Genomic DNA, 23338 nt, shown 5'->3' on the forward strand with positions numbered 1-23338 from the left:
TTTGTCTTGCGCCTCATACCGTTTACTTATCCAGATCGTAAACGCTGTGCAGCGTACGCACGGCCAGTTCCGCATAGGGACCGTCGATCAGGATGGATATCTTGATTTCCGATGTAGTGATCGCGCGGATATTGATGCCTTTTTCGGCCAGCGCCTTGAAGGCGGTCGCAGCCACGCCCGCATGGGAGCGCATGCCGATGCCGATCACCGAAATCTTGGCCAGCCCCGATTCGGACTGGATCGTGTCGAAGCCCACCTCGGCCTTGGCTTTTTCCAAGGCCCGGACAGCCTTGTCCAGATCGCCCGACGGCACGGTGAAAGTCATATCCGTTTTGGAACCATCTTCGGAAATGTTCTGAACAATCATATCGACATTGATATATTCTTCAGCCAGCGGTCCGAAAATAGCGGCGGAGACGCCGGGGCGGTCATTGACGCGCCTGAGCGAAATTTGCGCCTCATCTTTCGCATAAGCGATACCTGTGACGACCTGCTGTTCCACGATTTCTTCCTCGTCGCAAATGAGCGTTCCGGGCGGATTGATCGGATCATCCATGCCCGGCGCATTGGGGTCCGTAAAGCTGGAGCGCACGAAAGTACGTACCTTATGTACCATGGCAAGCTCGACCGAACGCACCTGCAAGACCTTGGCGCCCAGCGAGGCCATTTCCAGCATTTCCTCAAACGTGATGCGGGAAAGGCGCTTGGCCTTGGGCTCGATGCGCGGATCGGTAGTGTAGACGCCATCGACATCCGTATAGATATCGCAGCGATCGGCCTTCACACCGGCGGCAATGGCGACGGCGGACGTATCTGATCCGCCACGGCCCAGCGTCGCCACCCGATTGTCCGGCCCCACGCCCTGAAAACCGGCCACGACCGCGACCTGCCCCATTTCCATGCGGCGGATGATTTCGGTGCCGTCGATTTCCTGAATACGCGCCGCGCCATGGGAATTGTCGGTCTTGATCGGAATCTGCCAGCCCTGCCACGACCGCGCATCCACGCCGATCGATTGCAGCGCGATCGCAAGCAAGCCGCTCGTTACCTGCTCGCCGGAAGAGACGATAGTATCATATTCGCGCGCATCATAAATCGGGGAACTTGCGCCGCAGACCTTGGGTATGTTCTGCACCCAGCCGACCAGTTCATTTGTCTTGCCCGCCATGGCGGAAACAACGACTGCAACCTGATTGCCGCTATCGACTTCGCGTTTGACGTGGCGCGCCACATTACAGATGCGCTCCAGATCGGCCACTGAGGTGCCGCCGAATTTCATCACGATGCGCGCCATTTAAGGATACGTCCCGTTCTTTTGAGAAATTTCATTCTTGTCCGCCCAAACAATACTTTATTGCGACAGACAACCCGGCGTCACATAACTAAATTGCCTGCATTTCGCAAGTCCATGATTTCGCACATGGCCGCACGGGTGGATCGAATCGGGAAATTGATTTGCTCCTTGACAATCACGCGCTACCTTGGGAGGCAGAATTTTGCACGTCAGCGCCGCCGCCCGCAGGAGAACGATATGACCAACGCCGCCCGCACCACCATTGATGCTTCCGAAATCGAGCATTTCTCGCGCATTGCCGCCGAATGGTGGAACCCACAGGGCAAGTTCCGTCCGCTGCACAAGTTCAACCCGACGCGGCTTGCCTATATCAAGGAAAAGATCTGCACCCAATTCAAACGCGATCCTGATAACCCCCGCCCGTTTGAGGGCCTGCGCCTGCTTGATATCGGCTGCGGCGGCGGGCTTCTGTGCGAACCCATGGCAAGGCTCGGCGCGACGGTGATCGGCGCGGATGCTTCCGAGACCAATATAGAAGTGGCGAAAATCCACGCCGCGCAAAGCGGTCTCGACATCGATTACCGTGCCACCACTGCGGAGGCCCTGGCGGAAGCAGGCGAAAAATTCGACGTGGTTCTCAATATGGAAGTGGTCGAACATGTCTCCGACGTCGATCTTTTCATGTCGGCGACCAGCGAAATGGTGAAGCCAGGCGGGCTGATGTTCGTCGCGACCATCAATCGGACGCTCAAGGCTTATGGGCTGGCTATTTTGGGGGCGGAATATGTGTTGCGCTGGCTGCCGCGCGGAACCCATCAATATGAAAAGCTGGTGCGTCCGCAGGAACTCGAAACAGCTCTTTCCAAAAGCGGCCTGCGCCTCATCGACAAGGTAGGCGTGAGTTACAATCCCCTTGCCGATAGCTGGAGCCGCACGCGCGATACGGATGTGAACTATATGGTGCTGGCCGAACGGCCCGAATAACCAGCTTCTCTATAATCAGCCTCTCTGGGCCTTCGTGGTCAGCGTCACGCCGATGGCGATCACCCCCGCCCCGATCCATGTGAGCGGCGGATAATGTTCACCCAGAAACAGCGTGCCGGACATAAGCCCCAGCGCTGCCGCGACATAGCCGATCTGGCTCAGATAGACGGGACCGCCAACCGCCTGCAAGCGAAAGAACAGCGCAAACATGCCCGCAGAGGCAACGGCCTGCGCCACGGTAGCCTCCGGCACCAGCGCGAATGTATGAAGCGGGAAATTGCCGGTGAACAGAAAGATCCCGCCAAAAAGCATGAGGGCCGCTGCCAGATGGCTACCCGCTGCAAGTTCGGTCGGCGCAGCGTTTTTGGGCCAGTCGAGCGTGCGATAGACATTGCCTATGGCAAGCAGCACCGGAATGAAAAGCGCTGCCGCGACCCAGAGCGGATCGGCAGGCTTGCCTACCTCGCCGCGCGTTAGCGCCACCATCACCGCGCCGGCGAAGCCGACCGCGATGCCGACAATGCCGAGCGCATTGGGGCGGCGCAGGCCGAAACCCATCGAGATCACAAGCGTGATCACCGGCGACAGCGTATACATGATGCCGGTGAACCCGGCGCCAAGATGCGGAATGGCCGAAAGAATTAGGAGATTGGGCAATGCATAGGAGATAATGGCGGTGCAGATATAATAGCGCAGCCTGCCGCCCGAAAACCCAACGCCTCTTCTTTGCAACAGTAAAACCGCAAGCAAGATTATGCCTGCGCCTGCCGAAACGAGAAAAGCCCACATGGCGGGTGCAACCCCCGCTTCAGCCGCGATTTTTCCCAAGGGAAGAATGAGGCCCAGAAGCATGCCGGTCGCAAGCAGCAGGAACAGCGCGGAATCCATTATTCTCATGCGCTCTGCCTCCCGCGCGAGCTGATTGGTGAGTTCTGGTCTTCCGGGAAGAACCCTTTTCAGTTCTGATCTTCCGGGAAGACCGGCAGGGGCATGACTTCGACGCCGTCCTCAAGCAGCGAATGCACATCCTCGCGAGAGGCTTCGCCATAGATGCCGCGCTCCTCGGTTTCCCCGAAATGAATCTTGCGGGCCTCTTCGGCGAATTTATCCCCGACATAATCAGCGTTTTCACGCACCTTGCGGCTCAGTTCGCGCATTTCGTCCAGTGCCTGCTTTTGTGCCTCGCCCAGAGCCAGTGCCATTTTTTCCTTGGTCCGGCTGGTGGAAACGGCAGGGGCCATCAACGATTTACCCACATGCAGCGAGCCGCAACCGGGACAGGAGACGAGCTTCATTTCCGCCTGCCGGTCGAAATCGGCATTGTCGCGGAACCACCCCTCGAATTCATGGCCGTGATCGCAATGAAGCGAAAAGCGGATCATGGATTATGCGTCCTCTTTCTCTTTCGCCGAAGCGAGCGTGACTGAAAACTCCCGTGCATTTTTCAGGTTGGGAACCTTGGCGCGCGCGGCCGTACTTTCGGCAATATCGATATCGGCCAAGATGACGCCCGGCTCGTCATGATCGGCTTCCGCCAGAACCTTACCCCAGGGTGAAACGATGATCGAATGGCCATAGGTCTCGCGGCCATCTTCATGCACGCCGCCCTGCGCCGCCGAAATCAGGAATGCACCATTTTCAATGGCGCGCGCACGCTGCAATACATGCCAGTGCGCCTCGCCAGTCTGCCGCGTGAATGCAGCCGGAGCGGTAATCACATTGGCCCCGGCAAGCGCCTGTGCCCGGAAAAGCTGCGGAAAACGAATATCGTAGCAGACCGCCATACCGAGTGCTGCGAAAGGCAGTTGCGCAATCACCGTTTCCCTGCCCGGCTCATAGGTTGCCGATTCACGCCAGCTTTCGCCGTTGTCGAGATCGACATCGAACATATGAACCTTGTCATAGGTCGCGACCTTTTCGCCGGAAGGCGCAAAAATCGCGGCGCGATTGGCGACCTTGCCGTCACCCGCATTGATGGCCGTCGATCCGATATGCAAGAAAATGCCATGCTTTTTCGCAAGCATTGATGCCGCCTGAAATACCAGATCATTAGCCTCGTCGCGCAAGCTTGCAAACAGCGCCGCGCGGTCGCGCACCAGCCCGCCGGTCATTTCTGGCGTCTGCACATATTGCGCGCCTTTGGCCGCAGCCTCGGCGACCAGTTTTTCCAGATCCCCGACATTGCGGGCAATATCGGTGCCGGAACGCATCTGCACGGCTGCTGCGCGAAAGGTGCTCATAATCTTAATCCTTTAATTCGCGACCTGTTTCAATTCGCCAGTGGCAAGCAAACCGTCGAGTTTGCCCTGACTGTCGAGCGCGAAAAGATCGTCGCAGCCGCCGACATGAACGGAGCCGACAAAAATCTGCGGAAATGTGTTGCGGCCTGAACGCTCTCGCATTTGAGCGCGCAGTTCTGGCGTCGTGCCTGCATTGATTTCATTAAACTCCACGCCCTTGCTGGTCAAAAGTTCCTTCGCACGGGTGCAATAAGGACAGCCGGGACGCGTATAGACAGTAATATCAACCATGAAAAACTCCATTCGTTGCCCCCTATATAGGCAGCAACGGCCTGATCTGGAAGCCCTTTCGATTTTCACGTTTCCGGCAGAACGCGGCTGAACGTCAGGACGTCCACGCTGGTGGCCCCGGTCCGCAGCAAGGCGCGTGTGGCAGCTTTCACCGTGGCTCCGGTCGTATAAACATCGTCCACCAGCAGAACCCGACACCCACGTACCAGAATTTCGCTTTCCTTCGGCACCCGGAAAGCGCCATCGACATTGCGCCGACGCTCTTTGAGGCCAAGACCGATCTGCTGTTGCGTCCGGCGTACACGCTTCAGTGCCTCCGGTGCGAAAGGCTTCGCATTCAATCGCGTCAATGCGCGTGCCAGTTCCGCCGACTGGTTGAAGCGGCGCTGCCACATCCGCCAGCGATGCAGCGGCACCGGCACGACAACATCACAATCGTCGATCAATTCGCGGCCTGCGCGCTGCATCCAGCGCGCCATCCAGGGTGCAAGATCGGTGCGGTCATGAAATTTCAGCGATACGGCCATGCGCTGCGCCGCCCCGCGATGCAGAACCGCCGAGCGCAACCGGCGGAATGGCGGCGGGTCGGCGATCGCCTCCGCGCTCATGAAATTTTCGCCAAAATCATGATTGAACGGAATGCCGAGCACCGGACAGTAAGGTTTTTCGATAAAGCGCAATTGCGACCAGCATTGCGGGCAAAGCGTGCCGGGTTCGGAAACCTGCATGCGACATCCAATACAGGCAGCTGGAAACAGAAGATTCGCGCCAGAGCGCAAGCCGCCCTGCATAGCGTCTAATGCTTTCGTCCCGAACGAACGCAGAAAGCTTTCGTGCGGCCTGTCGTCATCCGCCATTGCATTCGCCCCCCTTCGAATGCATTTAACACTTACCCAGTTTACAGGCGCATGCCCGAAAGAAAAGCCCGAAAGAGAAAACAGAATTCCATGGCCGCTCCCACATCCGAAAGCGCAATTTTCGACCGCGATCTCCTGCTGGCCTTTCGCCGCCGCGCCTTTGCGCGTGCCGATCCGGGTGCGGATTTTCTATTGCGCCGCGCCGCCGAAGATTTCGAAGATCGACTGGATGCGGTTGAGCGCCATTTTCCGGTCGCCATCGATCTTGCGGGGCACAACGGTCTTGCAGCCGCAGCCATTGCCCGTTCGGGAAAAGCTGATCTGATTCTTCGCATTGAACGCAACGAGGCTTTTCTCAAAGGCCCCTTTCCGGCAATCGTCGGCGACGAGGAATTCTTGCCTTTAAAACCCGCAAGCGCCGATCTGATCGTCTCGCTCATGTCGCTGCACGCGACCAACGATACGCCGGGCGTAATGATCCAGATCGCCCGCGCGCTCAGGCCCGACGGCCTGTTTCTGGCGGCGCTCAGCGGCAGCGGTACGCTCGGCGAATTGCGCGAAAGCCTGTTGCAGGCCGAAATCGAGCTGACGGGCGGCGCTTCGCCGCGCGTTTTTCCCTTTCCTGATGTGCGCGATGTGGGCGGACTTTTGCAGCGCGCGGGCTTTGCGCTGCCCGTCACCGATGTCGAAAACGTCACCGTGCGCTATGATTCGCTCTTTAATCTGATGGCCGATCTGCGCGCCATGGGTATGCAAAACGTGCTGCGCGACCGCTCGCGCAAGCCGGTTTCAAAACGCCTGTTCCTGCGCGCTGCCGAAATCTATGCCCAGCGTTTCAGCGATCCCGACGGGCGCATCCGCGCGAGTTTCTCAACCATCTGGCTTTCGGGCTGGGCCCCGCATGAATCGCAGCAAAAGCCGCTCAGGCCGGGTTCCGCCAAAACATCGCTGGCCGAGGCCCTGAAGAAAACGGAAGAAAACTGATCAGCAATCGCCGCTATGGCGTCCATCCGCCTCGATGATGCAGTGAGGGCCGGAGACACCCTTTCTGGCAACAGCAGGCGGTGTCCGCTTGATCGATCCGGTCATCGTGCGGTCAATGCCATTGGGCAGCACCGACTGGGATGCGACCTTGTTCGCCTGATCGTTGAGAATCGGCACGATAATCAGCGCCAGGGCGATGGCTGCCGAGCCGAACAAAAGCACGACGCGCAAAATACCCCGGCCGGCTTTCGAGAAAGGACCCGGCGTATATTCATTGTGATCTGCTTTAAAAAAATTGTCGTCGAAACTCATGAAACTAACTCCGGGACACCTGTTTTTGGAGAATGCCGCAGCGGAGTGAATCATCGATTAACGCGGGGCTGCAATCGTAACGATTTGTCAGCTTTTTTGCGCATGTCCACAGGCAGTGTTTACAGCAGATCGACCAGGAACGGAATCAGCGGCTCGTCGGCTGGCGGCATCGGATAATCGCGCATGTCCTTAGGCCGCACCCATTTGATCGCCTGCCCTTCAAGCCCCTGCGCGATGCCTTCAAAGCGACGGCACACATAAAGCGGCATCAGCAGATGGAAACTCTCATAGGTGTGGCTGGCAAACGTCAGCGGCGCAAGGCAGGCCGTCTTTGTCGTGATGCCGATTTCTTCCTGCAATTCGCGGATCAGCGTTTCTTCCGGCGTTTCGCCCGGTTCCACCTTGCCGCCGGGAAATTCCCAAAGCCCGGCAAGCTGCTTGCCTTCGGGCCGCTGCGCCAGAAGCACGCGCCCGTCCGTATCCACCAGCGCACAGGCCGCAACCAGAAGGATGGGATGGGATTTCGTCTCGCTCATATTCCGTTGCTTTCCCGATAGGCATATCGATAGGCTTCTTGAAACCCGAAAGCTTCATAAAGCGCGATCCCGGCGGCATTGTCAGCGCCGATCTGAAGCCATGCGGTTTTCGCGCCCTCGCTTTTGGCCCATTTGAGCGCCGAAGCGATAATGGCGCGGCCATGCCCCTTGCGGCGTTCAGCGGGCAATGTGCCCACATCGAACAGACCCGCCATCTCTCCATCCTGCACGCAAAGGGCGTTGGAAACCGCACGGCCATCCCGCTCCAGAACGAACATTCCCTTGTTGGGGCCTATGCGAGCAAGAATCTCGCAAAAGCCGGAGCGCAGTTCGGGGGCGCGCTCATGAATGGCCTGCGATCCATCGGCAAACCGCTCCATATCATCAAGCGGAACCACATCGCCCGCCCCGGCCAGATCGAGCTTTTGCAGATCGCACGTCATGACGATGGATTCCTCGAAGCGCTTCCAGCCGACGGCTTCGAGATGAGCGTCGAGTTCCACCGGCGCGAGCGGCGTGAGGCGAAAACAGGGCCGGCGTCCAAAAGACTGGAAACGCCCCGCCACCCGCTCGACGCGCGCTTCTATATTGCGCGTATCGCCCGGATCGAGCGGATTGACCGAATTAAGCCGCCGGGACGAATATCCTTCCGTCAGGCGTACTGCCCATGCGCCATCATATTCAACACATGCGGCTGGCCACGCCCGAAAGCCTGCCGCTTCAAGCCGCCGGACAATGGCAAGGTTTGGACTGGCCATGGGGGTCAACTCCTGTAGTCACCATTGATCGCCACATATTCCTTGGTCAGATCGCAGGTCCAGACGGTGGCCTTGCCGCTTCCCAGCCCCAGATCGACGCGGATAAGAATATCCTCGCCCTTCATATAGGTGGAGGTCGCATCCTCCGAATAGGACGGATCGCGCTCGCCCTGATGAGCCACGCGAATATCGCCGAACCAGATCGCCAGCAGGTCGCGGTCCGCCGGTTCCCCCGCCTTGCCGACCGCCATGACGACACGGCCCCAATTGGCGTCTTCTCCCGCGACAGCGGTTTTGACCAGCGGGGAATTGGCGACGGAAAGTGCGATTTTCTTTGCCGAAGCTGCCGATTTCGCGCCCGTCACTTCGATCTCGACCATCTTGCGCGCGCCTTCGCCATCACGCACGACCTGAAGCGCCAGCGATTTGAGTACGCGGCCCAGAGCCTCGCGGAACGCCGTCAGGCGCTCATCGGCAATATCCGTGATTTCCGGCGCGCCGCGTCCGGCAGCAAGCCCGGTGGCAAACAGCATCAGCGTATCGGAAGTCGATGTATCGCTATCCACCGTCACCGCGTTGAAAGTCGTCTCAACACCCTCGCCAAGCAGGCCCTGCAACACGTCCGATTTGATCGGCGCATCGGTGACGACGAAGGACAGCATCGTCGCCATGTCGGGCGCGATCATCCCCGCCCCCTTGGCAATGCCGTTGATCGTCACCAGCACCTGCCCGAGCAGCACCGTCTCGGTCGCCACTTTCGGATAGGTATCGGTCGTCATGATGGCCTTGGCGGCTTCGGCCCAAAAATCCTCATGCGCCTCCTGCGCCATGCCCTCCAGAAGATGGGAGAACTTGCCCGCATCGAGCGGCTCGCCGATCACACCTGTCGAGGCGAGAAAAATATCGCTCGTCTTGCAGCCGACAGCCCTGGCCGCAGCCTCCGCGGTCGCCTGCGTGGCCTCACGCCCCTTCTGCCCGGTAAAGGCATTGGCATTGCCGGAATTGACGACCACCGCGCGCGCCTTGCCATGGGCCAGATTATGGCGGCAGAAATCCACCGGCGCGGAGGGGCAAAGCGAGCGGGTGAAAACGCCCGCCACTTCCGCAGGTCGGTCGAACACCATCAGCATCACATCCGTTCGCCCCTTATATTTGATCCCGGCAGCAGCGGTTGCGATGCGCACGCCGTCGATGGCGGGCATGGGAGGATAATATTTGGGGGCGAGCGGAGATACAGACGCTGACATGATTGCCTCTGGCAAGAGATAAGGGATTCATCCGCATTGGAAGGATTTACGGTTTAAAATCAAGCGGGAAACGCGTGAAGTCAAAAAAAAATGCCCCGGAAAGCCGGGGCATTTGATCGGTTGACTGCTATTATTGCGGCTTTGCGCCCTCTTCCGGCGCATCGCCTTTTTCGGCGTCGTCCTGCGCCGCAGCGGCATCTTTCATCGCCTTCTCGATCGCTGGATCCTTATATTCGATCTTCATGCCCTCACGCAGATTCTTGACCAGCTCGACATAGCGCTCGCGCATGACGACCGAGCGAATCTGCTCCGACACCTGCTCGAAAGCGGGTGGCTGCTTGGTGCGGCGATCTTCAAGCTGGATCACATGGAAACCGAACTGCGACTGCACCGGCTCCTTGGTATATTCGCCCGGCTTGAGCGCAAAAGCCGCCTTCTCGAATTCCGGCACCATCTGGCCTTCAGCGAAATAACCCAGATCGCCGCCATTGGCGGCTGTGCCGTCGGTGGAGCTTTCCTTGGCCAGGTCTTCGAACTTCGCGCCGCCTTCAAGCTTCTTGATGATGGCGTCGGCTTCTTCCTTGGTCTTCACGAGAATGTGACGCGCGCGCACCTCGACCTGTGGCGGGATGGCGGCGATTTCCTTGTCGTAGCGTGCCCGTACATCGGCATCCGCGATCTTGTCGACGACGGCATCCTTGAAATATTCATTGTGCAGCGCACGCTCGCGCAAAAATTCCATGCGGCTCTTGAATTCCTGGCTCTGGTCCAGCTTTTCCTTTTCCGCTTCGCTCGACATGGCCTTGATGTCGATCAGCGCTGCAAGAGCAGCCAGGCGGCGTTGCTCGGCCGGAAGGCGCGCAAACTGCGGATCGAGGTCGCCTGCGGCCTGATCCAGGTCGCCGACGGTAATGTCCTTGCCGTTGACAGTCGCAAGCACCTTTGCAGGATCTTCGGAAGCGGCAGCGGACTGCGCGGCTTCTGCGGGCTTTGCAGTGTCTTGGGCATTGTCCTGCGCAAGAACGGCATGGCCGCTGAAACCTGCCAGTACGACGGAAGTGGCAAGAATGGCAAATGTCTTGCGGTAGGGGGCTTTGAGAATGGCTTTCATATGGGATTCTCTCCTTCGGAGCGCTTACCGGCCCGATGAATACGGCAGAATTTGGCCGGAACCCCCCATACTTTATGCAAGGAACAGAAATTCCGACCAATCGGGCAACGTTGACATCGCCCGATCCCCCTCTTATCTGTCCTTCGACTTTGCGTCCAGTAAGGCGCGGGGAGAATTGCGCTGGAAAGCGCCTTGAACGGCTGCTTTTCGAGCGTGCTTTTCTTGCATTTGTTTTAATACGCGTGAATAAAGCATTTCGATATTGCCGGATTGCCGGAAGCGCTTCCGGCTGAACGAACAGGAAAGGACCAGGAATGGTCAGCTTTGGCGGCCTCGCCCGCAAGATATTCGGTTCATCCAACGACCGCCGCATCAAGACATTGCGGCAGCGTGCGCAAGAGATTACCGCGCTGGAAAAGAATTACGAATCCCTCACCGACGAACAACTTCAGGCCAAGACCGCCGAATTCCGGGCAGCGCTGGCCGAAGGCAAATCGCTTGAGTCGCTGCTTCCCGACGCTTTCGCCACCGCGCGCGAAGCCGCAAAGCGCGTGCTCGACATGCGTCCTTTCGATGTGCAGTTGATCGGCGGCATTGTGCTGCACGAGCGTGGCATTGCCGAAATGCGTACTGGTGAAGGCAAGACGCTCATGGCGACCCTGCCGGTCTACCTCAATGCGCTTGAGGGCAAGGGGGTTCATGTCGTCACCGTCAACGACTACCTCGCCTCCCGCGACGCCGAAACCATGGGCCAACTCTACAATTTCCTTGGCCTTACCGTCGGCGTCATCAAGCATGGCCTCGATGATGACGAACGGCAGGCCGCCTATGCCTGCGACATCACCTATGGCACCAATAACGAGCTCGGCTTCGATTATCTGCGCGATAATATGAAGTATGAGCGCGGCCAGATGGTTCAGCGCGGCCACAACTACGCCATCGTTGACGAAGTGGATTCCATCCTTATCGACGAAGCGCGCACGCCACTCATCATTTCCGGCCCGCTGGAAGACCGTTCCGAATTCTACACTCTCATCGACACTTTCATCCCGCCGCTGGAGCCGGAAGATTATGAAGTCGATGAGAAGCAGAAGACAGCGATCTTCACCGAAATCGGCACCGAAAAAGTGGAACGGCTTCTCGAAGAAGCAGGCCACCTCAAGGGTGAAAGCCTTTATGACATCGAGAATGTCGCAATCGTTCATCACCTCAACAATGCCCTTCGCGCCCACAAGCTGTTCCAGCGCGACAAGGACTATATCGTCCGTAACGACGAGATCGTCATCATCGACGAATTTACTGGCCGCATGATGCCGGGCCGCCGTTTTTCGGAAGGCCTGCATCAGGCACTGGAAGCCAAGGAAAATGTGACGATCCAGCCCGAAAACCAGACGCTGGCCTCAATCACCTTCCAGAACTATTTCCGCATGTATACCAAGCTCTCCGGCATGACCGGCACCGCTGCGACGGAAGCAGAAGAATTCGGCAATATTTACGGCCTTGAAGTGCTGGAAATCCCGACCAATCTTCCCATTCAGCGCATGGACGAGGATGATGAGGTTTACCGCACCGTCGAGGAAAAATACCGCGCCATCGTGCGCGACATCCGCGCCTCGCACGAAAAGGGGCAGCCGATCCTCGTCGGCACCACATCGATCGAGAAGTCGGAACTTCTGGCCGAGCGGCTGCGCCAGGAAGGCATCAAGGGCTTCCAGGTTCTCAATGCCCGCTACCATGAGCAGGAAGCCTTTATCATCGCGCAGGCGGGTGTGCCCGGCGCAGTGACCATCGCCACCAATATGGCCGGTCGCGGCACCGATATCCAGCTTGGCGGCAATCTGGAAATGCGCGTGCGCCAGGAACTCTCCGAGATTCCTGAAGGTCCCGAGCGCGAAGAAAAGATCGCAGCCATCAAGGCCGACATCGCCTCTCTCAAGGAGAAAGCACTTGCGGCTGGCGGTCTCTATGTTCTTGCGACCGAACGCCACGAAAGCCGCCGCATCGACAACCAGCTGCGTGGCCGTTCCGGCCGTCAGGGCGATCCGGGCCGCTCGAAATTCTTCCTGTCGCTTCAGGATGACTTGATGCGCATATTCGGCTCTGACCGCATGGACGGCATGCTCCAGAAGCTGGGCCTCAAGGAAGACGAAGCCATTGTCCATCCCTGGATCAACAAGGCGCTGGAAAAGGCGCAAACCAAGGTCGAGGCGCGCAACTTCGAAATCCGCAAGAATCTGCTTAAATACGACGATGTGATGAACGATCAGCGCAAGGTGATCTTCGAGCAGCGTCTGGAAATGATGGACGAGGAAGACCTGACCGATATCGTGACGGAAATGCGTCACGAAGTGATCGAGGACATGGTCGCGCTGCGTATCCCCAAGGACGCCTATGCGGAAAAATGGGATATTGCGGGTCTCAAGGAAGATGTGACTTCCAAGCTCAATCTTGATCTCCCGGTCGAGGAATGGGCAAAGGAAGAAGGCATTGCCGAAGAGGAATTCGAGGCACGCATCAAGGATGCCGCCGATAAGGCTGCAACCGACAAGGCCGAGCGTTTCGGCGCGCAGATCATGACCTATATCGAAAAATCGGTCATCATGCAGTCGCTCGATAATCTGTGGCGCGAGCATCTGGTCAATCTCGACCATCTGCGTTCGGTGGTCGGTTTCCGCGGCTATGCGCAGCGCGATCCGCTCAACGAATACAAGACGGAAGGCTTCGAGCTGTTTCAGGCCATGCTCGCCAATCTGCGTGAAGTCGTCATCTCGCAATTGATGCGCGTAGAGATCGTCCGAGAGGCTCCGCCGGAACCGGAACTCCCGCCGATGACCGGACGTCATATCGACGGCACCACCGGCGAGGACGATTTCGATGAGGCCGCCTGGACACAGCACCAGCAGGATGAACATGTCATTCCTGCTGCCGAACGTGATCCCGCCGATCCCAAGACCTGGGGCAAGGTCAGCCGTAACGAGCTTTGCCCCTGCGGGTCGGGCAAGAAATACAAGCATTGCCACGGCGCATTCGAATAAGCGCATCGTAAAAACGGAAACAAGACAAACCCCGGCGTGCAATCGCCGGGGTTTTTTGCCCGCCATTGAGCGCCTGAGCGGCTGGAACGCTCTGTTGCCAAGTTTAGAAAATACTTACCATTCCCAAAGCTTTGTCGTGCTTGCGTGCAATAGGCCGCTTCGTTTTTACCTTTATAAAGAACTGCCCTCTAATGTTCATTCATCGCAGGAGACAAATCTTCGGTGCGATTGAAGAAACATGGTCCATAGAAGACCGGCAGTGCGAAGCTTGAAGAGGCAGCACGCAAACAGGGTTGGCAGACGTGCGTTTTTCGGCAGCCAAAGCAGCGGGCCGGTTTTTGCCCGGCAGGATAGCGATCAGACTTCGCCCGGTGACGGAGCGGCTTGATGGCATCCTCTCGGGTAGCGGCCCGCACGCCGGTGCCCAGCGTTCTTCGCTGGTGGCTTTTTGCGTGCGCGCGGCCAGCGCCGCCATTGCACTGCTTTCTCAGGTCATACTCGCCCGCTGGATGGGCGAATTCGAATATGGCATTTTCGTTCTCGTCTGGCTCGCAATGATTATCATCGGCGATCTTGCCTGTTTCGGCATGCACACCACGATCATCCGCTATGTTCCGCAATATATTCAGCGCAATCTTCACGCTCAGCTGCGCGGCATTCTTTTCACCGGACGCCTCTTCGCTCTCCTGTCGGCCAGCGCCATCGCTCTTGTCGGCTGCCTGCTGCTGCTTGTGTTCGAGGATCGCGTCGCCACCTATTATCTCGTACCCTTCATTCTGGGCTTCATCTGCCTGCCGATGATCGCGCTCGGCGATATGCTCGACGGCATCGCCCGCTCACGCAGCCGCATCATGATGGCGCTGACCCCGAGCTATATCATACGCCCCCTCCTCGTCCTGCTTTTTATGGTCACGGCCCATGCCGCCGGATGGCCGTCAACTGCCGTGACGGCGCTTGCTGTTTCCATCGCCGCGACATGGCTGACCACTCTGGGGCAACTATTAGCGACAGGCCGTACGATGACAGCCGATATTCCTGCCGGACCGCAGGAAGTGCGTCTGGGCGAATGGATGAAGGTCGCCCTGCCGATTTTCTTCGTCGAAGGCTTCTTCTTTCTGCTTATCAATGTCGATGTGCTGATGGTGGGCCGGGCGATGGACCCGCAGCATGTGGCGATCTATTTCGCCGCAACCAAAATCATGGCATTGGCGCATTTTGTCTATTTCGCCGTCAAGGCGGGCGTGGCACAGCGCTATTCGCAACTGCTCCACAACGGCAACCGCGCCGAATTTGCAGACTTCGCTCAGGCTTCCACACGCTGGACCTTCTGGCCGACACTTTTTCTCGGCCTTATCATTCTCGCTCTGGGCTACCCGCTTCTCATGCTGTTCGGCCAGGCATTTACCGAAGGCTATCCGCTGCTTTTCATCCTCATTATCGGCGTAATCGCTCGCGCCAGCATCGGTCCTGCCGAAAGCCTTCTTAATATGTCGGGCAAGCAGAATATCTGTGCCCTGCTCTATGCGGTGACGCTCGGCATCAATATCGCGCTCAATCTGCTGCTCATCCCGCGCTTCGGCCTGATGGGCGCGGCTTTTGCGACCGCTTTTTCGATGCTGGTCGAGGCGGCGCTTCTTTCGACAGCGGTATACCGCACCATGAGTATAACCATGTTCATTCTTGTTCCACAAAACCGTAGCAAAACCTCGGAGGAGATCTTGTAATGGCCGCGAAACCCTTGCTTGAGGAATCTGCGGGTGGAAATGCTGCCCGGATCGTGTCGGAGCTTTCCGACAACCTGACCAGCGTGGACGCTGTAAAACGGCTGGAAGAAAGCTTGCACAGCCGCGATATTCCGCGCAAGCTTGCCATTTATGGCCCATCCGCAGGCTTCGAATTGCGTGATGAGCTAGATCATCTGAGCAACCGCACGATAGAGCCAAATATTTTCTTCAATGCCCGCTTCCTGGCTCCCGCCATGCCGCGCCTTGAAGATCGCGAAGTGCGCGTCATGGTCATGCGCGACGAGAACGAAACGCGCAGTCGCCTGCGCTTCGTCATGCCCTATACGGTCGAGCGGCCCGGCCTGCCGCTATCCACGCCGGTGATCCGCGCCTGGGCCACGCCCTTCGGTCCTCAGGGCACACCTCTCATCGATCATGACGACCCGGTTGGTGTCCTCGAAGACCTCTTCGACATTCTCTCCCGCGACCATATCAAGATGCCGGAAATTCTGGTGCTGCCCGAAATGCGCACCAACGGCGCCGCGGCAAAACTGATCCGCTCGGTCGCTGTCGGACGGCAATTGCCGATTGTCTCCATCGAAAAGAAAGAGCGCCCATTTCTTGAAAGTAATCTTGATGGCGAAACATATATCAAGCAGGCCATCGGCTCGCATCACCGCCGCGAATATAGCCGCCTCTGGCGACGCCTGTCCGAACAGGGCAAACTGGCGCATCACGTCGCCCGAAGCCCGGACGATGTGCGCTATGCTTTCGAGCATTTCCTGGCACTGGAGGCGAGCGGCTGGAAGGGACGGCGCGGCACGGCAATGGCCGTCGACCGTTTTCGCGCAGCCTTCGCGCGCGAGGCGGTCAACAATCTCGCCGAACGCGATTGCGTGCGCATTCATACGCTTCAGCTTGACGGGCGGGTGGTCGCCATCCTGATCGTCTTCACGGTCTCAGGCGAGGCATGGACATGGAAAACGGCCTATGACGAAACGCTTCGCGCATTTTCCCCCGGCATGCTTTTGATGATCGAGGTGGTCAAGAATCACCTTGAAGACTCAAATATCGCCCGCACAGATTCCTGCGCAGTACCCGATCATCCGATCATGTCGCGACTGTTTAGGGAACGCGAGACGATTGAAACGTTGGTGATCGGCCTTAATCCGGGTGCGGACAGGCATGTGCGCCAGGCCGCTTCACAGATTCATCTCTATCAGCGCACCCGCAATCTCACGCGCATCATCCGCAATCGCATCCGGAATTTCACCGAACGAAAAGGATAAGCAATCAAGCCGCGCGAGAGCAATTGACCTGATTTCGTTTAGCCGTTATATCCCTCACCACTGTCCGTTTCAGGACCATATCGAACCGCTTCGGCGGGAATGTGCGGGTGTGGTGGAACTGGTAGACGCGCCGGACTCAAAATCCGGTTCCGAAAGGAGTGTCGGTTCGATTCCGACCACCCGCACCATTTTTCCTCCCGCCAGTTTTCCAGATCTCAGGCCGCCTCCAGCGCCTGTGCGAGATCGGCGATCAGATCGTCAGGATGTTCAATACCGATGGAAAGCCGAATTGTTGATTCGAGCACGCCGATGCGCTCGCGCACCTCAACTGGAACGCCCGAATGCGTCATCGCCGCTGGATGGCTTGCCAGTGATTCCGTGCCGCCCAGGCTGACTGCAAGCTTCAATATCTGCAAAGCGTTGAGAAAACGGAACGCCGCAGCCTGCCCGCCCTTGATATCGAATGAATAGGTCGAGCCTGCACCGGTGCATTGACGCTGGAACAATGCTCCACTCGCCGATCCCTCATCCTCGAATGGCAGATAGTGCAGCTTTTCGACCTTGGGATGATCGCGCAGAAAATCGGCGGTCGCGCGCGCATTGGCGTTGGCGCGCTCCATCCGCAGGCCCAGTGTTTCAAGCGAACGCCCCAGCATCCAGCATGAATGCGGATCGAGCTGGGTTCCGATGGCTCCGCGCAACGCCTTGACCTGGCGCACCAGCGCCTTCTCGCCCAGAACAGCCCCTGCGATCAGGTCCGAATGCCCGCCAACATATTTAGTCAGCGAATAAAGCGACAGATCCGCCCCATGCACCAGCGGTTTCTGGAAAACCGGACCCAGCAATGTATTGTCGCAAGCGATGACCGGGCGATGCCCCTGTCTCTCCTCAATCTTTTCGGCAATGCGCCGGATGGCGGCAATATCGACAAGGCTGTTGGTCGGATTGGCTGGTGTTTCGATCAGGATGACCGAAACACGCCCCTTTGACAGTGCTTCTTCGGCGGCTTTTTCCATCGCCGCCTCATTCACTCCATCGGCAAAGGCAACGGCTTTGACCTCGAAATTGTGAAAGGTCTTTGCCAGCAGCGTTTCGCTGCCACCATAAAGCGGCTGCGAATGCAGGATCACATCGCCAGGACGCGCAAAGGCGAACAGGGTGGTGGCAATCGCCGACATGCCCGAGGAGAAGAGCGCGCAGCTTTCCGCCCCTTCATAGACCGCCAGCCGGTCTTCCACGATCTCGCTGTTGGGATGATTGAAGCGCGAATAGACCAGCCCCGCTCCCACGCCCTCCGGCGGTTCCTTGCGCCCGGATACAAAATCGAAAAAATCACGCCCGTCTTCGGCGGTCTTGAAAACGAAGGTCGAGGTCAGAAACACCGGCGGTTTGACCGCCCCTTCCGAAAGCTCGGGATCATAGCCATAATTGAGCATCTGCGTTTCGGGGTGCAGCAGATGATTACCGATACTGGTCTTGGACGGGCGCGGCGCAGTCATGACGATCTCCTGAAAAACTCCTGCCGACGAAGCGGCCAGTCGGAGTCTATCAGATATATGCCAGAATCTTCTTGCGTTATTGATGGTTGGCAGGAAATGAGAAGCGCGTCAAAACCTTCTTCCGGCTAACATCGATACGCTTACTTGATGACCAGCACCGGAACCGTACTCAGGGAGAGTACCTCTGCCGCCTGGCTGCCCAGCAGAAGCTTGTTAACGCCGCGCCGCCCATGCGAGGCGATGACGATAAGATCGCATCCCTCTTGATTCGCGGCTTCCACTATGCCTTGCGCCGGCGACTGGTTTTCCACATGCAACACTTCGGCAGCAACGCCTGCGCTTTCCGCTTTCGCCTTGGCCTCAGCGAGAAGTTCGCCCGCAGCCTTGGTCACAGCCTCGCGATATTCCTGAAACGCAGCCGGACTCGACGCCCATTCCGCCGCAATCACGATACCATAGGAAGGCAGAAGTTCCGTGACTGAAACCAGCAGGACACTGGAACCGAGCTGGCCCGCAAGCGCCACGCCCTGCTCGACGCCTTTACCAGCAAGGCCGGACCCGTCGGTTGCGATCAGAATTTTCTTATACACGATAATGCCTCCTGTTTGCGATCATATCCGAACATGGATGATTCCGTCGATAATGATGTTGACGCAGATCAATCCGATCCGAAAAGCCGCGGCCCATTTTAGCTTTAATTGGGATAGAATATTTTTCTATAATTATCTACTTTATAGCATTTACTTCTAAATTAAACGAATTGGGCGCACGGCATCAGCTATGCTTCTGCTCCATTTCCCCATAGACTTCGGCAAAATAGAAGGAGGTTATTTCATGACCAAGCCCCAAGGCGCAATTGACGGTCAGACTGCGGGTCATGGCCATATATATAATTCCATTCTTGAGACCATCGGCAACACGCCGCTGGTTCGCATCGACAAGTTCGCCAGAGAAAACGGCGTCGCTGCCAATCTTCTGGTGAAGCTCGAATTCTTCAACCCACTGGCGAGCGTCAAGGACCGCATCGGTCTCGCGATGATCGAGTCCCTCGAAGAGCAGGGCAAAGCGGTTCCCGGCAAGACGGTTTTCGTGGAACCTACATCCGGCAATACCGGTATCGCGCTGGCCTTTGCGGCTGCGGCGAAGGGCTATCGCCTCATCCTCACCATGCCCGAAACCATGTCGGTCGAGCGCCGCAAGATACTCAAGCTTCTGGGTGCCGAGCTTGTGCTCACCGAAGGCCCGAAAGGCATGAAGGGCGCGATTGCCAAAGCCGAGGAAATCGCCCAGGCCAATCCCGATGCGATCATTCCGCAGCAATTCGAAAACCCGGCCAACCCTGAGATCCATCGCCGCACCACGGCGGAGGAAATCTGGAACGACACCAATGGCGAAGCGGATATTCTCATCTCGGGCATCGGTACGGGCGGTACGATCACCGGCGTCGGCCAGGTCATCAAGGCGCGCAAGCCCTCATTCAAGGTGATCGCGGTCGAGCCGAAAGATTCCGCGATTCTCTCCGGAGGAACACCAGGTCCGCACAAGATACAAGGGCTTGGCGCAGGCTTCGCACCCAAGATCCTCGACACCACTGTGTATGACGAAGTAGTGCAGGTTTCCAACGAAGACTCCTTCGCCAATGCACGCCTGATTGCGCGTCTAGAAGGCATTCCTGTCGGCATTTCATCAGGTGCCGCACTGGCCGCCGCAATTGAGGTCGGCAAGCGTGCGGAGAATGCAGGCAAAAATATCGTCGTCATTATCCCCTCCTTTGCCGAGCGCTATCTTTCAACGGCGTTGTTTGAAGGCCTGGAATAATCTTTCGTTATAATGAATAAAGAAAAGCCAGAGCATCAGTGCTCTGGCTTTTGTGTTGGCTGGATATTTTCCGAGATTAACCGGAGATCAAATACCCGTGCGAGCCGCGCAAGCCGGACCAGGCCCGCGCATATAATGGCGCTCGGGCCTGTAACTCGGTGCGACGAACTCACGGATGACGTTAACGCTGTCACGCAACTGGACAATGATATTCATCGTCTTCACCCCATCAAGAATTTGCAGCTCAAAAGCGATGCTCGCCATATCCGTAAGGGTTAATAAACCCCTTTAGGCTTTGGTGCATCTTAATGAAAACTTTAACAATTAAAGATGAACAAGGCCTGAATTTGCAGCGTTAACAATAAGTTAATAGTAAGGATACTTGTGTTTTCCACAGGCATGAAATTGCCGGAAAAAGGCCGGTCTCCTGCGAAACCGGCCTTAAAAGTAAAATCATGCGCGCTGTTTGTTTTTGGGCATTGCCCTAACGCAAAACCGCTTCGCACTTTTGCTGGAAATGCTCTAATCAGCGCGTGGGAACCGGCTGCTCGCCGCGATAATCATAGAAGCCCCGGCCCGTCTTGCGACCCAGCCATCCCGCCTCGACATATTTGACCAGCAGCGGGCATGGGCGGTATTTCGAATCCGCCAGCCCATCGTGCAGCACCTGCATGATGGAAAGGCAGGTATCCAGACCGATGAAGTCCGCCAGTTGTAACGGCCCCATCGGATGGTTGGCGCCAAGTCTCATCGCCGTGTCGATGGCCTCCACCGTACCCACGCCTTCGTAAAGCGTGTAGATCGCCTCGTTAATCATCGGCAGCAGGATTCGGTTGACGATAAAGGCCGGGAAATCTTCGGCCACAGTCACGCTTTTGCCAAGCGCCGTGACAAAATCCTTCGACTTGCGGAATGTTTCCTCATCGGTCGCAATGCCGCGCACCAGCTCGACAAGCTTCATCAGCGGCACCGGATTCATGAAATGAATGCCGATGAAGCGCTCCGGCCGGTCGGTCGTCGAAGCAAGCCGGGTGATGGAGATAGAGGAGGTATTGGTCGCGAGGATCGCCTGCGGATTGAGGATCGGGCATAGCTGCGTGAAAATCTTGCGCTTGACGGTTTCGTCTTCGGTCGCAGCCTCGATGGCCAGATCGACACCGGCCAGGTCTTCCATGGAATTGGCCGGACGGATCAGGCTCATGGCAGCGCTGCGCTGTTCATCTTCCAGCTTGCCCGAAGATACCTGACGCGCCATGTTGCCATTGATTGTGGCAATGCCCTTTTCCAGCCGGTCTGCGGCTGCGTCATGCAAAAGCACATCATATCCGGCCAACGCGCACACATGAGCAATGCCGCTCCCCATCTGGCCCGCGCCAACAATGCCTACCGTCTTGATCGCCACCGTTCCAACTCCTTCATGCTCCCGCCCGATGCGGAGATCTATTCGAGTATAGCGCAGAAAAAGGCGGCAGGTGATCCCGCCGCCCCATCATAAATCAAAGCGCTTTCTGCAACTCCGGCAGGATGGTGAAAAGATCGCCGACGAGGCCGTAATCGGCCACCTGGAAGATCGGCGCTTCCTCATCCTTGTTGATGGCGACGATGACGCGGCTGTCTTTCATGCCCGCCAGATGCTGGATCGCACCCGAAATACCCACTGCAATGTAAAGATCCGGCGCAACCACCTTGCCCGTCTGGCCAACCTGCCAGTCGTTCGGCGCATAACCCGCGTCAACTGCTGCACGGCTGGCGCCGACAGCTGCACCGAGCTTGTCGGCAACCGGCAGGATCACTTCCTGGAACTTCTCGGCTGAACCGAGTGCGCGACCACCCGAAATGATGATCTTGGCCGAGGTCAGTTCTGGACGGTCCGAATCCGAAAGCGCATTGCCGACAAAGCTCGACAGGGCCGGATCGGCAGCCGCATTGACGCTCTCAACTACAGCCGAACCGCCTTCGCCGGTGGCCTGGAAAGAAGCGGTACGCACCGTGATCACCTTCTTGGCGTCGTTCGACTGCACCGTCTGGATCGCGTTGCCTGCATAGATCGGGCGCTTGAATGTGTCGCTCGACACCACTTCCATGATTTCCGAAAGCTGCATCACATCGAGAAGCGCTGCCACACGCGGCAGGATGTTCTTGGCCGAGGTGGTCGCCGGTGCAATGATCGTGTCGTAATTGCCTGCCAGATTGACGATCAGCGCTGCGACCGGTTCAGCAAGCTGGTTTTCCAGCGCATCGCCTTCGGCCAACAAAACCTTGCGCACACCCTTGAGTTTGGCAGCGGCATCCGCAGCAGCCTGAGCGCCCTTGCCAGCAACCAGAATATCGACATCGCCACCGATTTGGCTGGCTGCGGTCAGCGCCTTCGCCGTCTGGTCGGAAAGGCTTGCATTGTCATGTTCGGCAATAAGAAGAATAGCCATGTATTTGTTCCTTCCGATCTCTTAGAGTACGCCGTCGGCCTTGAGCTTTTCCACCAGCTCGCCCACGGAGCCAACCTTGACGCCCGCCTTGCGGCCCCCCGGCTCTTCAGTCTTGAGCACCTTGAGGCGCGGCGCGACATCGACGCCGAAATCGGCAGGAGACTTCTCTTCCAGCGGCTTCTTCTTCGCCTTCATGATATTGGGGAGCGAGGCATAACGCGGCTCATTCAAGCGCAGATCCACCGTCACGATGGCCGGAAGCTTCACATCGATGGTCTGCAAACCGCCATCGACTTCACGCGTCACCTTGGCCGAACCGTCATGCAGTTCCACCTTGGAGGCAAACGTCGCCTGGCTCCAGTTCAAAAGCGCCGAAAGCATCTGGCCAGTCTGGTTGGAATCATCGTCGATGGCCTGTTTGCCAAGGAAAACCAGATCCGGCTTTTCCGCCTCGACCACACCCTTCAAAACCTTGGCGACGCCCAGCGGCTCGACCGCCTCGTCGTGCTTGATCAGGATGGCGCGATCCGCGCCCATGGCAAGTGCGGTGCGCAATGTTTCCTGTGCCTGTGCCGGGCCGACTGAAACCGCGACGATTTCCGTCACCTTGCCCGCTTCCTTCAAACGGATCGCTTCTTCAACCGCAATCTCGTCGAACGGGTTCATCGACATCTTCACATTCGCAAGCTCAACGCCAGAACCATCTCCCTTAACCCGGATCTTGACGTTGTAATCTACAACCCGCTTGACTGCGACAAGGACCTTCATCCGCGATTACCTCTTCCTCGACTTTTCGGCATGACTATGCCGCCTTGAATCTGTGTTTGCATGTCGAAAGCCGACACGAAACCAATACTGACAAAAACACTGTGGAAAGCCACAATGCCTGTCTCTCCCTTGAGAACCGGCTGGAAACCTAAAGATGGCTGACAT

23 protein-coding genes and 1 tRNA gene are annotated in these 23338 nt (G+C 57.6%); 7 read left to right on the forward strand and 17 right to left on the reverse strand.

Annotated features, from left to right (window positions below):
* Positions 1-22: 22 nt before the first annotated feature.
* The gene (locus tag KUG47_RS00040) at positions 23-1294 is read right to left on the reverse strand and encodes an aspartate kinase (protein ID WP_217675919.1); all 1272 of its coding nucleotides are present in this window, start codon (positions 1292-1294) and stop codon (positions 23-25) included.
* 237 nt (positions 1295-1531) lie between these two features.
* Here KUG47_RS00040 and ubiG point away from each other — a divergent pair, with 237 nt between their 5' ends.
* Positions 1532-2278, forward strand: coding sequence for a bifunctional 2-polyprenyl-6-hydroxyphenol methylase/3-demethylubiquinol 3-O-methyltransferase UbiG (gene ubiG, locus KUG47_RS00045; protein WP_217675920.1), 747 nt, complete (start codon positions 1532-1534; stop codon positions 2276-2278).
* A 15-nt stretch (positions 2279-2293) separates the two neighbouring features.
* On the opposite strand, the gene KUG47_RS00050 is transcribed toward ubiG, so the two are convergent.
* The 5 genes from KUG47_RS00050 to KUG47_RS00070 all read right to left on the reverse strand — a co-directional run bounded on the left by KUG47_RS00050 (position 2294) and on the right by KUG47_RS00070 (position 5666).
* Positions 2294-3175 (reverse strand): DMT family transporter, encoded by an 882-nt coding sequence (locus KUG47_RS00050; RefSeq protein WP_217675921.1) that lies wholly within the window; start codon positions 3173-3175, stop codon positions 2294-2296.
* A 59-nt stretch (positions 3176-3234) separates the two neighbouring features.
* Complete coding sequence (locus KUG47_RS00055) at positions 3235-3660, reverse strand: DUF1178 family protein (protein ID WP_217675922.1); 426 nt, start codon at positions 3658-3660, stop codon at positions 3235-3237.
* A gap of 3 nt (positions 3661-3663) precedes the next feature.
* Positions 3664-4518: a carbon-nitrogen hydrolase family protein gene (locus KUG47_RS00060; RefSeq protein ID WP_217675923.1), complete on the reverse strand. Its 855-nt coding sequence runs from the start codon at positions 4516-4518 to the stop codon at positions 3664-3666.
* A 12-nt stretch (positions 4519-4530) separates the two neighbouring features.
* On the reverse strand, positions 4531-4809 hold the full coding sequence (grxC, locus tag KUG47_RS00065) for a glutaredoxin 3 (RefSeq protein WP_217675924.1): 279 nt from the start codon (positions 4807-4809) through the stop codon (positions 4531-4533).
* A 65-nt stretch (positions 4810-4874) separates the two neighbouring features.
* On the reverse strand, positions 4875-5666 hold the full coding sequence (locus tag KUG47_RS00070) for a ComF family protein (RefSeq protein ID WP_217675925.1): 792 nt from the start codon (positions 5664-5666) through the stop codon (positions 4875-4877).
* A gap of 90 nt (positions 5667-5756) precedes the next feature.
* Between KUG47_RS00070 and KUG47_RS00075 the strand changes: the two genes are divergently transcribed.
* A complete protein-coding gene (locus KUG47_RS00075) occupies positions 5757-6650 on the forward strand; it encodes a class I SAM-dependent methyltransferase (protein ID WP_217675926.1) in 894 nt (297 codons plus the stop codon).
* Here KUG47_RS00075 and KUG47_RS00080 read toward each other — a convergent pair whose 3' ends face one another.
* From KUG47_RS00080 to KUG47_RS00100, 5 genes are all read right to left on the reverse strand, one after another.
* On the reverse strand, positions 6651-6962 hold the full coding sequence (locus tag KUG47_RS00080; protein ID WP_217675927.1) for a hypothetical protein: 312 nt from the start codon (positions 6960-6962) through the stop codon (positions 6651-6653).
* A 119-nt stretch (positions 6963-7081) separates the two neighbouring features.
* Complete coding sequence (gene mutT, locus KUG47_RS00085) at positions 7082-7498, reverse strand: 8-oxo-dGTP diphosphatase MutT (protein WP_217675928.1); 417 nt, start codon at positions 7496-7498, stop codon at positions 7082-7084.
* Positions 7495-8256 (reverse strand): GNAT family N-acetyltransferase, encoded by a 762-nt coding sequence (locus KUG47_RS00090; protein WP_217675929.1) that lies wholly within the window; start codon positions 8254-8256, stop codon positions 7495-7497. The genes mutT and KUG47_RS00090 overlap by 4 nt, the downstream gene beginning before the upstream one ends.
* A 5-nt stretch (positions 8257-8261) precedes the next feature.
* On the reverse strand, positions 8262-9503 hold the full coding sequence (argJ, locus tag KUG47_RS00095; protein ID WP_217675930.1) for a bifunctional glutamate N-acetyltransferase/amino-acid acetyltransferase ArgJ: 1242 nt from the start codon (positions 9501-9503) through the stop codon (positions 8262-8264).
* A gap of 130 nt (positions 9504-9633) precedes the next feature.
* Complete coding sequence (locus tag KUG47_RS00100) at positions 9634-10614, reverse strand: peptidylprolyl isomerase (protein ID WP_217675931.1); 981 nt, start codon at positions 10612-10614, stop codon at positions 9634-9636.
* Positions 10615-10928: 314 nt separating this feature from the next.
* On the opposite strand from KUG47_RS00100, the gene secA reads away from it, so the two are divergent.
* The 4 genes from secA to KUG47_RS00120 all read left to right on the forward strand — a co-directional run bounded on the left by secA (position 10929) and on the right by KUG47_RS00120 (position 16850).
* Positions 10929-13649: a preprotein translocase subunit SecA gene (gene secA, locus KUG47_RS00105; RefSeq protein ID WP_217675932.1), complete on the forward strand. Its 2721-nt coding sequence runs from the start codon at positions 10929-10931 to the stop codon at positions 13647-13649.
* A gap of 302 nt (positions 13650-13951) precedes the next feature.
* Positions 13952-15373 (forward strand): lipopolysaccharide biosynthesis protein, encoded by a 1422-nt coding sequence (locus KUG47_RS00110; RefSeq protein ID WP_217675933.1) that lies wholly within the window; start codon positions 13952-13954, stop codon positions 15371-15373.
* Entirely contained in the window at positions 15373-16662 is a 1290-nt protein-coding gene (gene bspF / locus KUG47_RS00115) for a type IV secretion system effector crotonyl transferase BspF (protein ID WP_217675934.1), read from the forward strand. Before KUG47_RS00110 ends, bspF begins: the two co-directional genes overlap by 1 nt.
* A gap of 103 nt (positions 16663-16765) precedes the next feature.
* Positions 16766-16850, forward strand: a tRNA-Leu gene (locus KUG47_RS00120).
* Positions 16851-16877: 27 nt separating this feature from the next.
* Here KUG47_RS00120 and KUG47_RS00125 read toward each other — a convergent pair.
* Entirely contained in the window at positions 16878-18161 is a 1284-nt protein-coding gene (locus tag KUG47_RS00125) for a cystathionine gamma-synthase family protein (RefSeq protein ID WP_217675935.1), read from the reverse strand.
* A gap of 140 nt (positions 18162-18301) precedes the next feature.
* On the reverse strand, positions 18302-18751 hold the full coding sequence (locus tag KUG47_RS00130) for a universal stress protein (protein WP_217675936.1): 450 nt from the start codon (positions 18749-18751) through the stop codon (positions 18302-18304).
* Positions 18752-18995: 244 nt separating this feature from the next.
* Between KUG47_RS00130 and cysK the strand changes: the two genes are divergently transcribed.
* Complete coding sequence (gene cysK, locus KUG47_RS00135) at positions 18996-19979, forward strand: cysteine synthase A (RefSeq protein ID WP_217675937.1); 984 nt, start codon at positions 18996-18998, stop codon at positions 19977-19979.
* A gap of 87 nt (positions 19980-20066) precedes the next feature.
* Here cysK and KUG47_RS16795 read toward each other — a convergent pair whose 3' ends face one another.
* From KUG47_RS16795 to KUG47_RS00150, 4 genes are all read right to left on the reverse strand, one after another.
* On the reverse strand, positions 20067-20195 hold the full coding sequence (locus KUG47_RS16795) for a hypothetical protein (RefSeq protein ID WP_256448747.1): 129 nt from the start codon (positions 20193-20195) through the stop codon (positions 20067-20069).
* Positions 20196-20505: 310 nt separating this feature from the next.
* The gene (locus KUG47_RS00140; protein ID WP_217675938.1) at positions 20506-21381 is read right to left on the reverse strand and encodes a 3-hydroxybutyryl-CoA dehydrogenase; all 876 of its coding nucleotides are present in this window, start codon (positions 21379-21381) and stop codon (positions 20506-20508) included.
* 94 nt (positions 21382-21475) lie between these two features.
* The gene (locus tag KUG47_RS00145) at positions 21476-22405 is read right to left on the reverse strand and encodes an electron transfer flavoprotein subunit alpha/FixB family protein (protein ID WP_217675939.1); all 930 of its coding nucleotides are present in this window, start codon (positions 22403-22405) and stop codon (positions 21476-21478) included.
* Positions 22406-22426: 21 nt separating this feature from the next.
* Entirely contained in the window at positions 22427-23173 is a 747-nt protein-coding gene (locus KUG47_RS00150) for an electron transfer flavoprotein subunit beta/FixA family protein (protein ID WP_217675940.1), read from the reverse strand.
* Positions 23174-23338: the final 165 nt, after the last annotated feature.

It is taken from the genome of Falsochrobactrum tianjinense (assembly GCF_019100495.1).
Taxonomy (GTDB): Bacteria; Pseudomonadota; Alphaproteobacteria; order Rhizobiales; family Rhizobiaceae; genus Brucella; species Brucella tianjinense.

Bases quoted from the DNA above. Each gene is read 5' to 3' on its own strand.
- cysK (WP_217675937.1), top strand. From the start codon at position 18,996: ATGACCAAGCCCCAAGGCGCAATTGACGGTCAGACTGCGGGTCATGGC.
- KUG47_RS00090 (WP_217675929.1), bottom strand. From the start codon at position 8,256: ATGGCCAGTCCAAACCTTGCCATTGTCCGGCGGCTTGAAGCGGCAGGC.
- KUG47_RS00040 (WP_217675919.1), bottom strand. From the start codon at position 1,294: ATGGCGCGCATCGTGATGAAATTCGGCGGCACCTCAGTGGCCGATCTG.
- bspF (WP_217675934.1), top strand. From the start codon at position 15,373: ATGGCCGCGAAACCCTTGCTTGAGGAATCTGCGGGTGGAAATGCTGCC.
- argJ (WP_217675930.1), bottom strand. From the start codon at position 9,503: ATGTCAGCGTCTGTATCTCCGCTCGCCCCCAAATATTATCCTCCCATG.
- KUG47_RS00055 (WP_217675922.1), bottom strand. From the start codon at position 3,660: ATGATCCGCTTTTCGCTTCATTGCGATCACGGCCATGAATTCGAGGGG.
- KUG47_RS00150 (WP_217675940.1), bottom strand. From the start codon at position 23,173: ATGAAGGTCCTTGTCGCAGTCAAGCGGGTTGTAGATTACAACGTCAAG.
- KUG47_RS00075 (WP_217675926.1), top strand. From the start codon at position 5,757: ATGGCCGCTCCCACATCCGAAAGCGCAATTTTCGACCGCGATCTCCTG.
- grxC (WP_217675924.1), bottom strand. From the start codon at position 4,809: ATGGTTGATATTACTGTCTATACGCGTCCCGGCTGTCCTTATTGCACC.
- KUG47_RS00050 (WP_217675921.1), bottom strand. From the start codon at position 3,175: ATGAGAATAATGGATTCCGCGCTGTTCCTGCTGCTTGCGACCGGCATG.
- KUG47_RS00125 (WP_217675935.1), bottom strand. From the start codon at position 18,161: ATGACTGCGCCGCGCCCGTCCAAGACCAGTATCGGTAATCATCTGCTG.
- ubiG (WP_217675920.1), top strand. From the start codon at position 1,532: ATGACCAACGCCGCCCGCACCACCATTGATGCTTCCGAAATCGAGCAT.
- KUG47_RS00145 (WP_217675939.1), bottom strand. From the start codon at position 22,405: ATGGCTATTCTTCTTATTGCCGAACATGACAATGCAAGCCTTTCCGAC.
- secA (WP_217675932.1), top strand. From the start codon at position 10,929: ATGGTCAGCTTTGGCGGCCTCGCCCGCAAGATATTCGGTTCATCCAAC.
- KUG47_RS00060 (WP_217675923.1), bottom strand. From the start codon at position 4,518: ATGAGCACCTTTCGCGCAGCAGCCGTGCAGATGCGTTCCGGCACCGAT.
- KUG47_RS00070 (WP_217675925.1), bottom strand. From the start codon at position 5,666: ATGGCGGATGACGACAGGCCGCACGAAAGCTTTCTGCGTTCGTTCGGG.
- KUG47_RS00080 (WP_217675927.1), bottom strand. From the start codon at position 6,962: ATGAGTTTCGACGACAATTTTTTTAAAGCAGATCACAATGAATATACG.
- KUG47_RS00100 (WP_217675931.1), bottom strand. From the start codon at position 10,614: ATGAAAGCCATTCTCAAAGCCCCCTACCGCAAGACATTTGCCATTCTT.
- KUG47_RS16795 (WP_256448747.1), bottom strand. From the start codon at position 20,195: ATGAATATCATTGTCCAGTTGCGTGACAGCGTTAACGTCATCCGTGAG.
- mutT (WP_217675928.1), bottom strand. From the start codon at position 7,498: ATGAGCGAGACGAAATCCCATCCCATCCTTCTGGTTGCGGCCTGTGCG.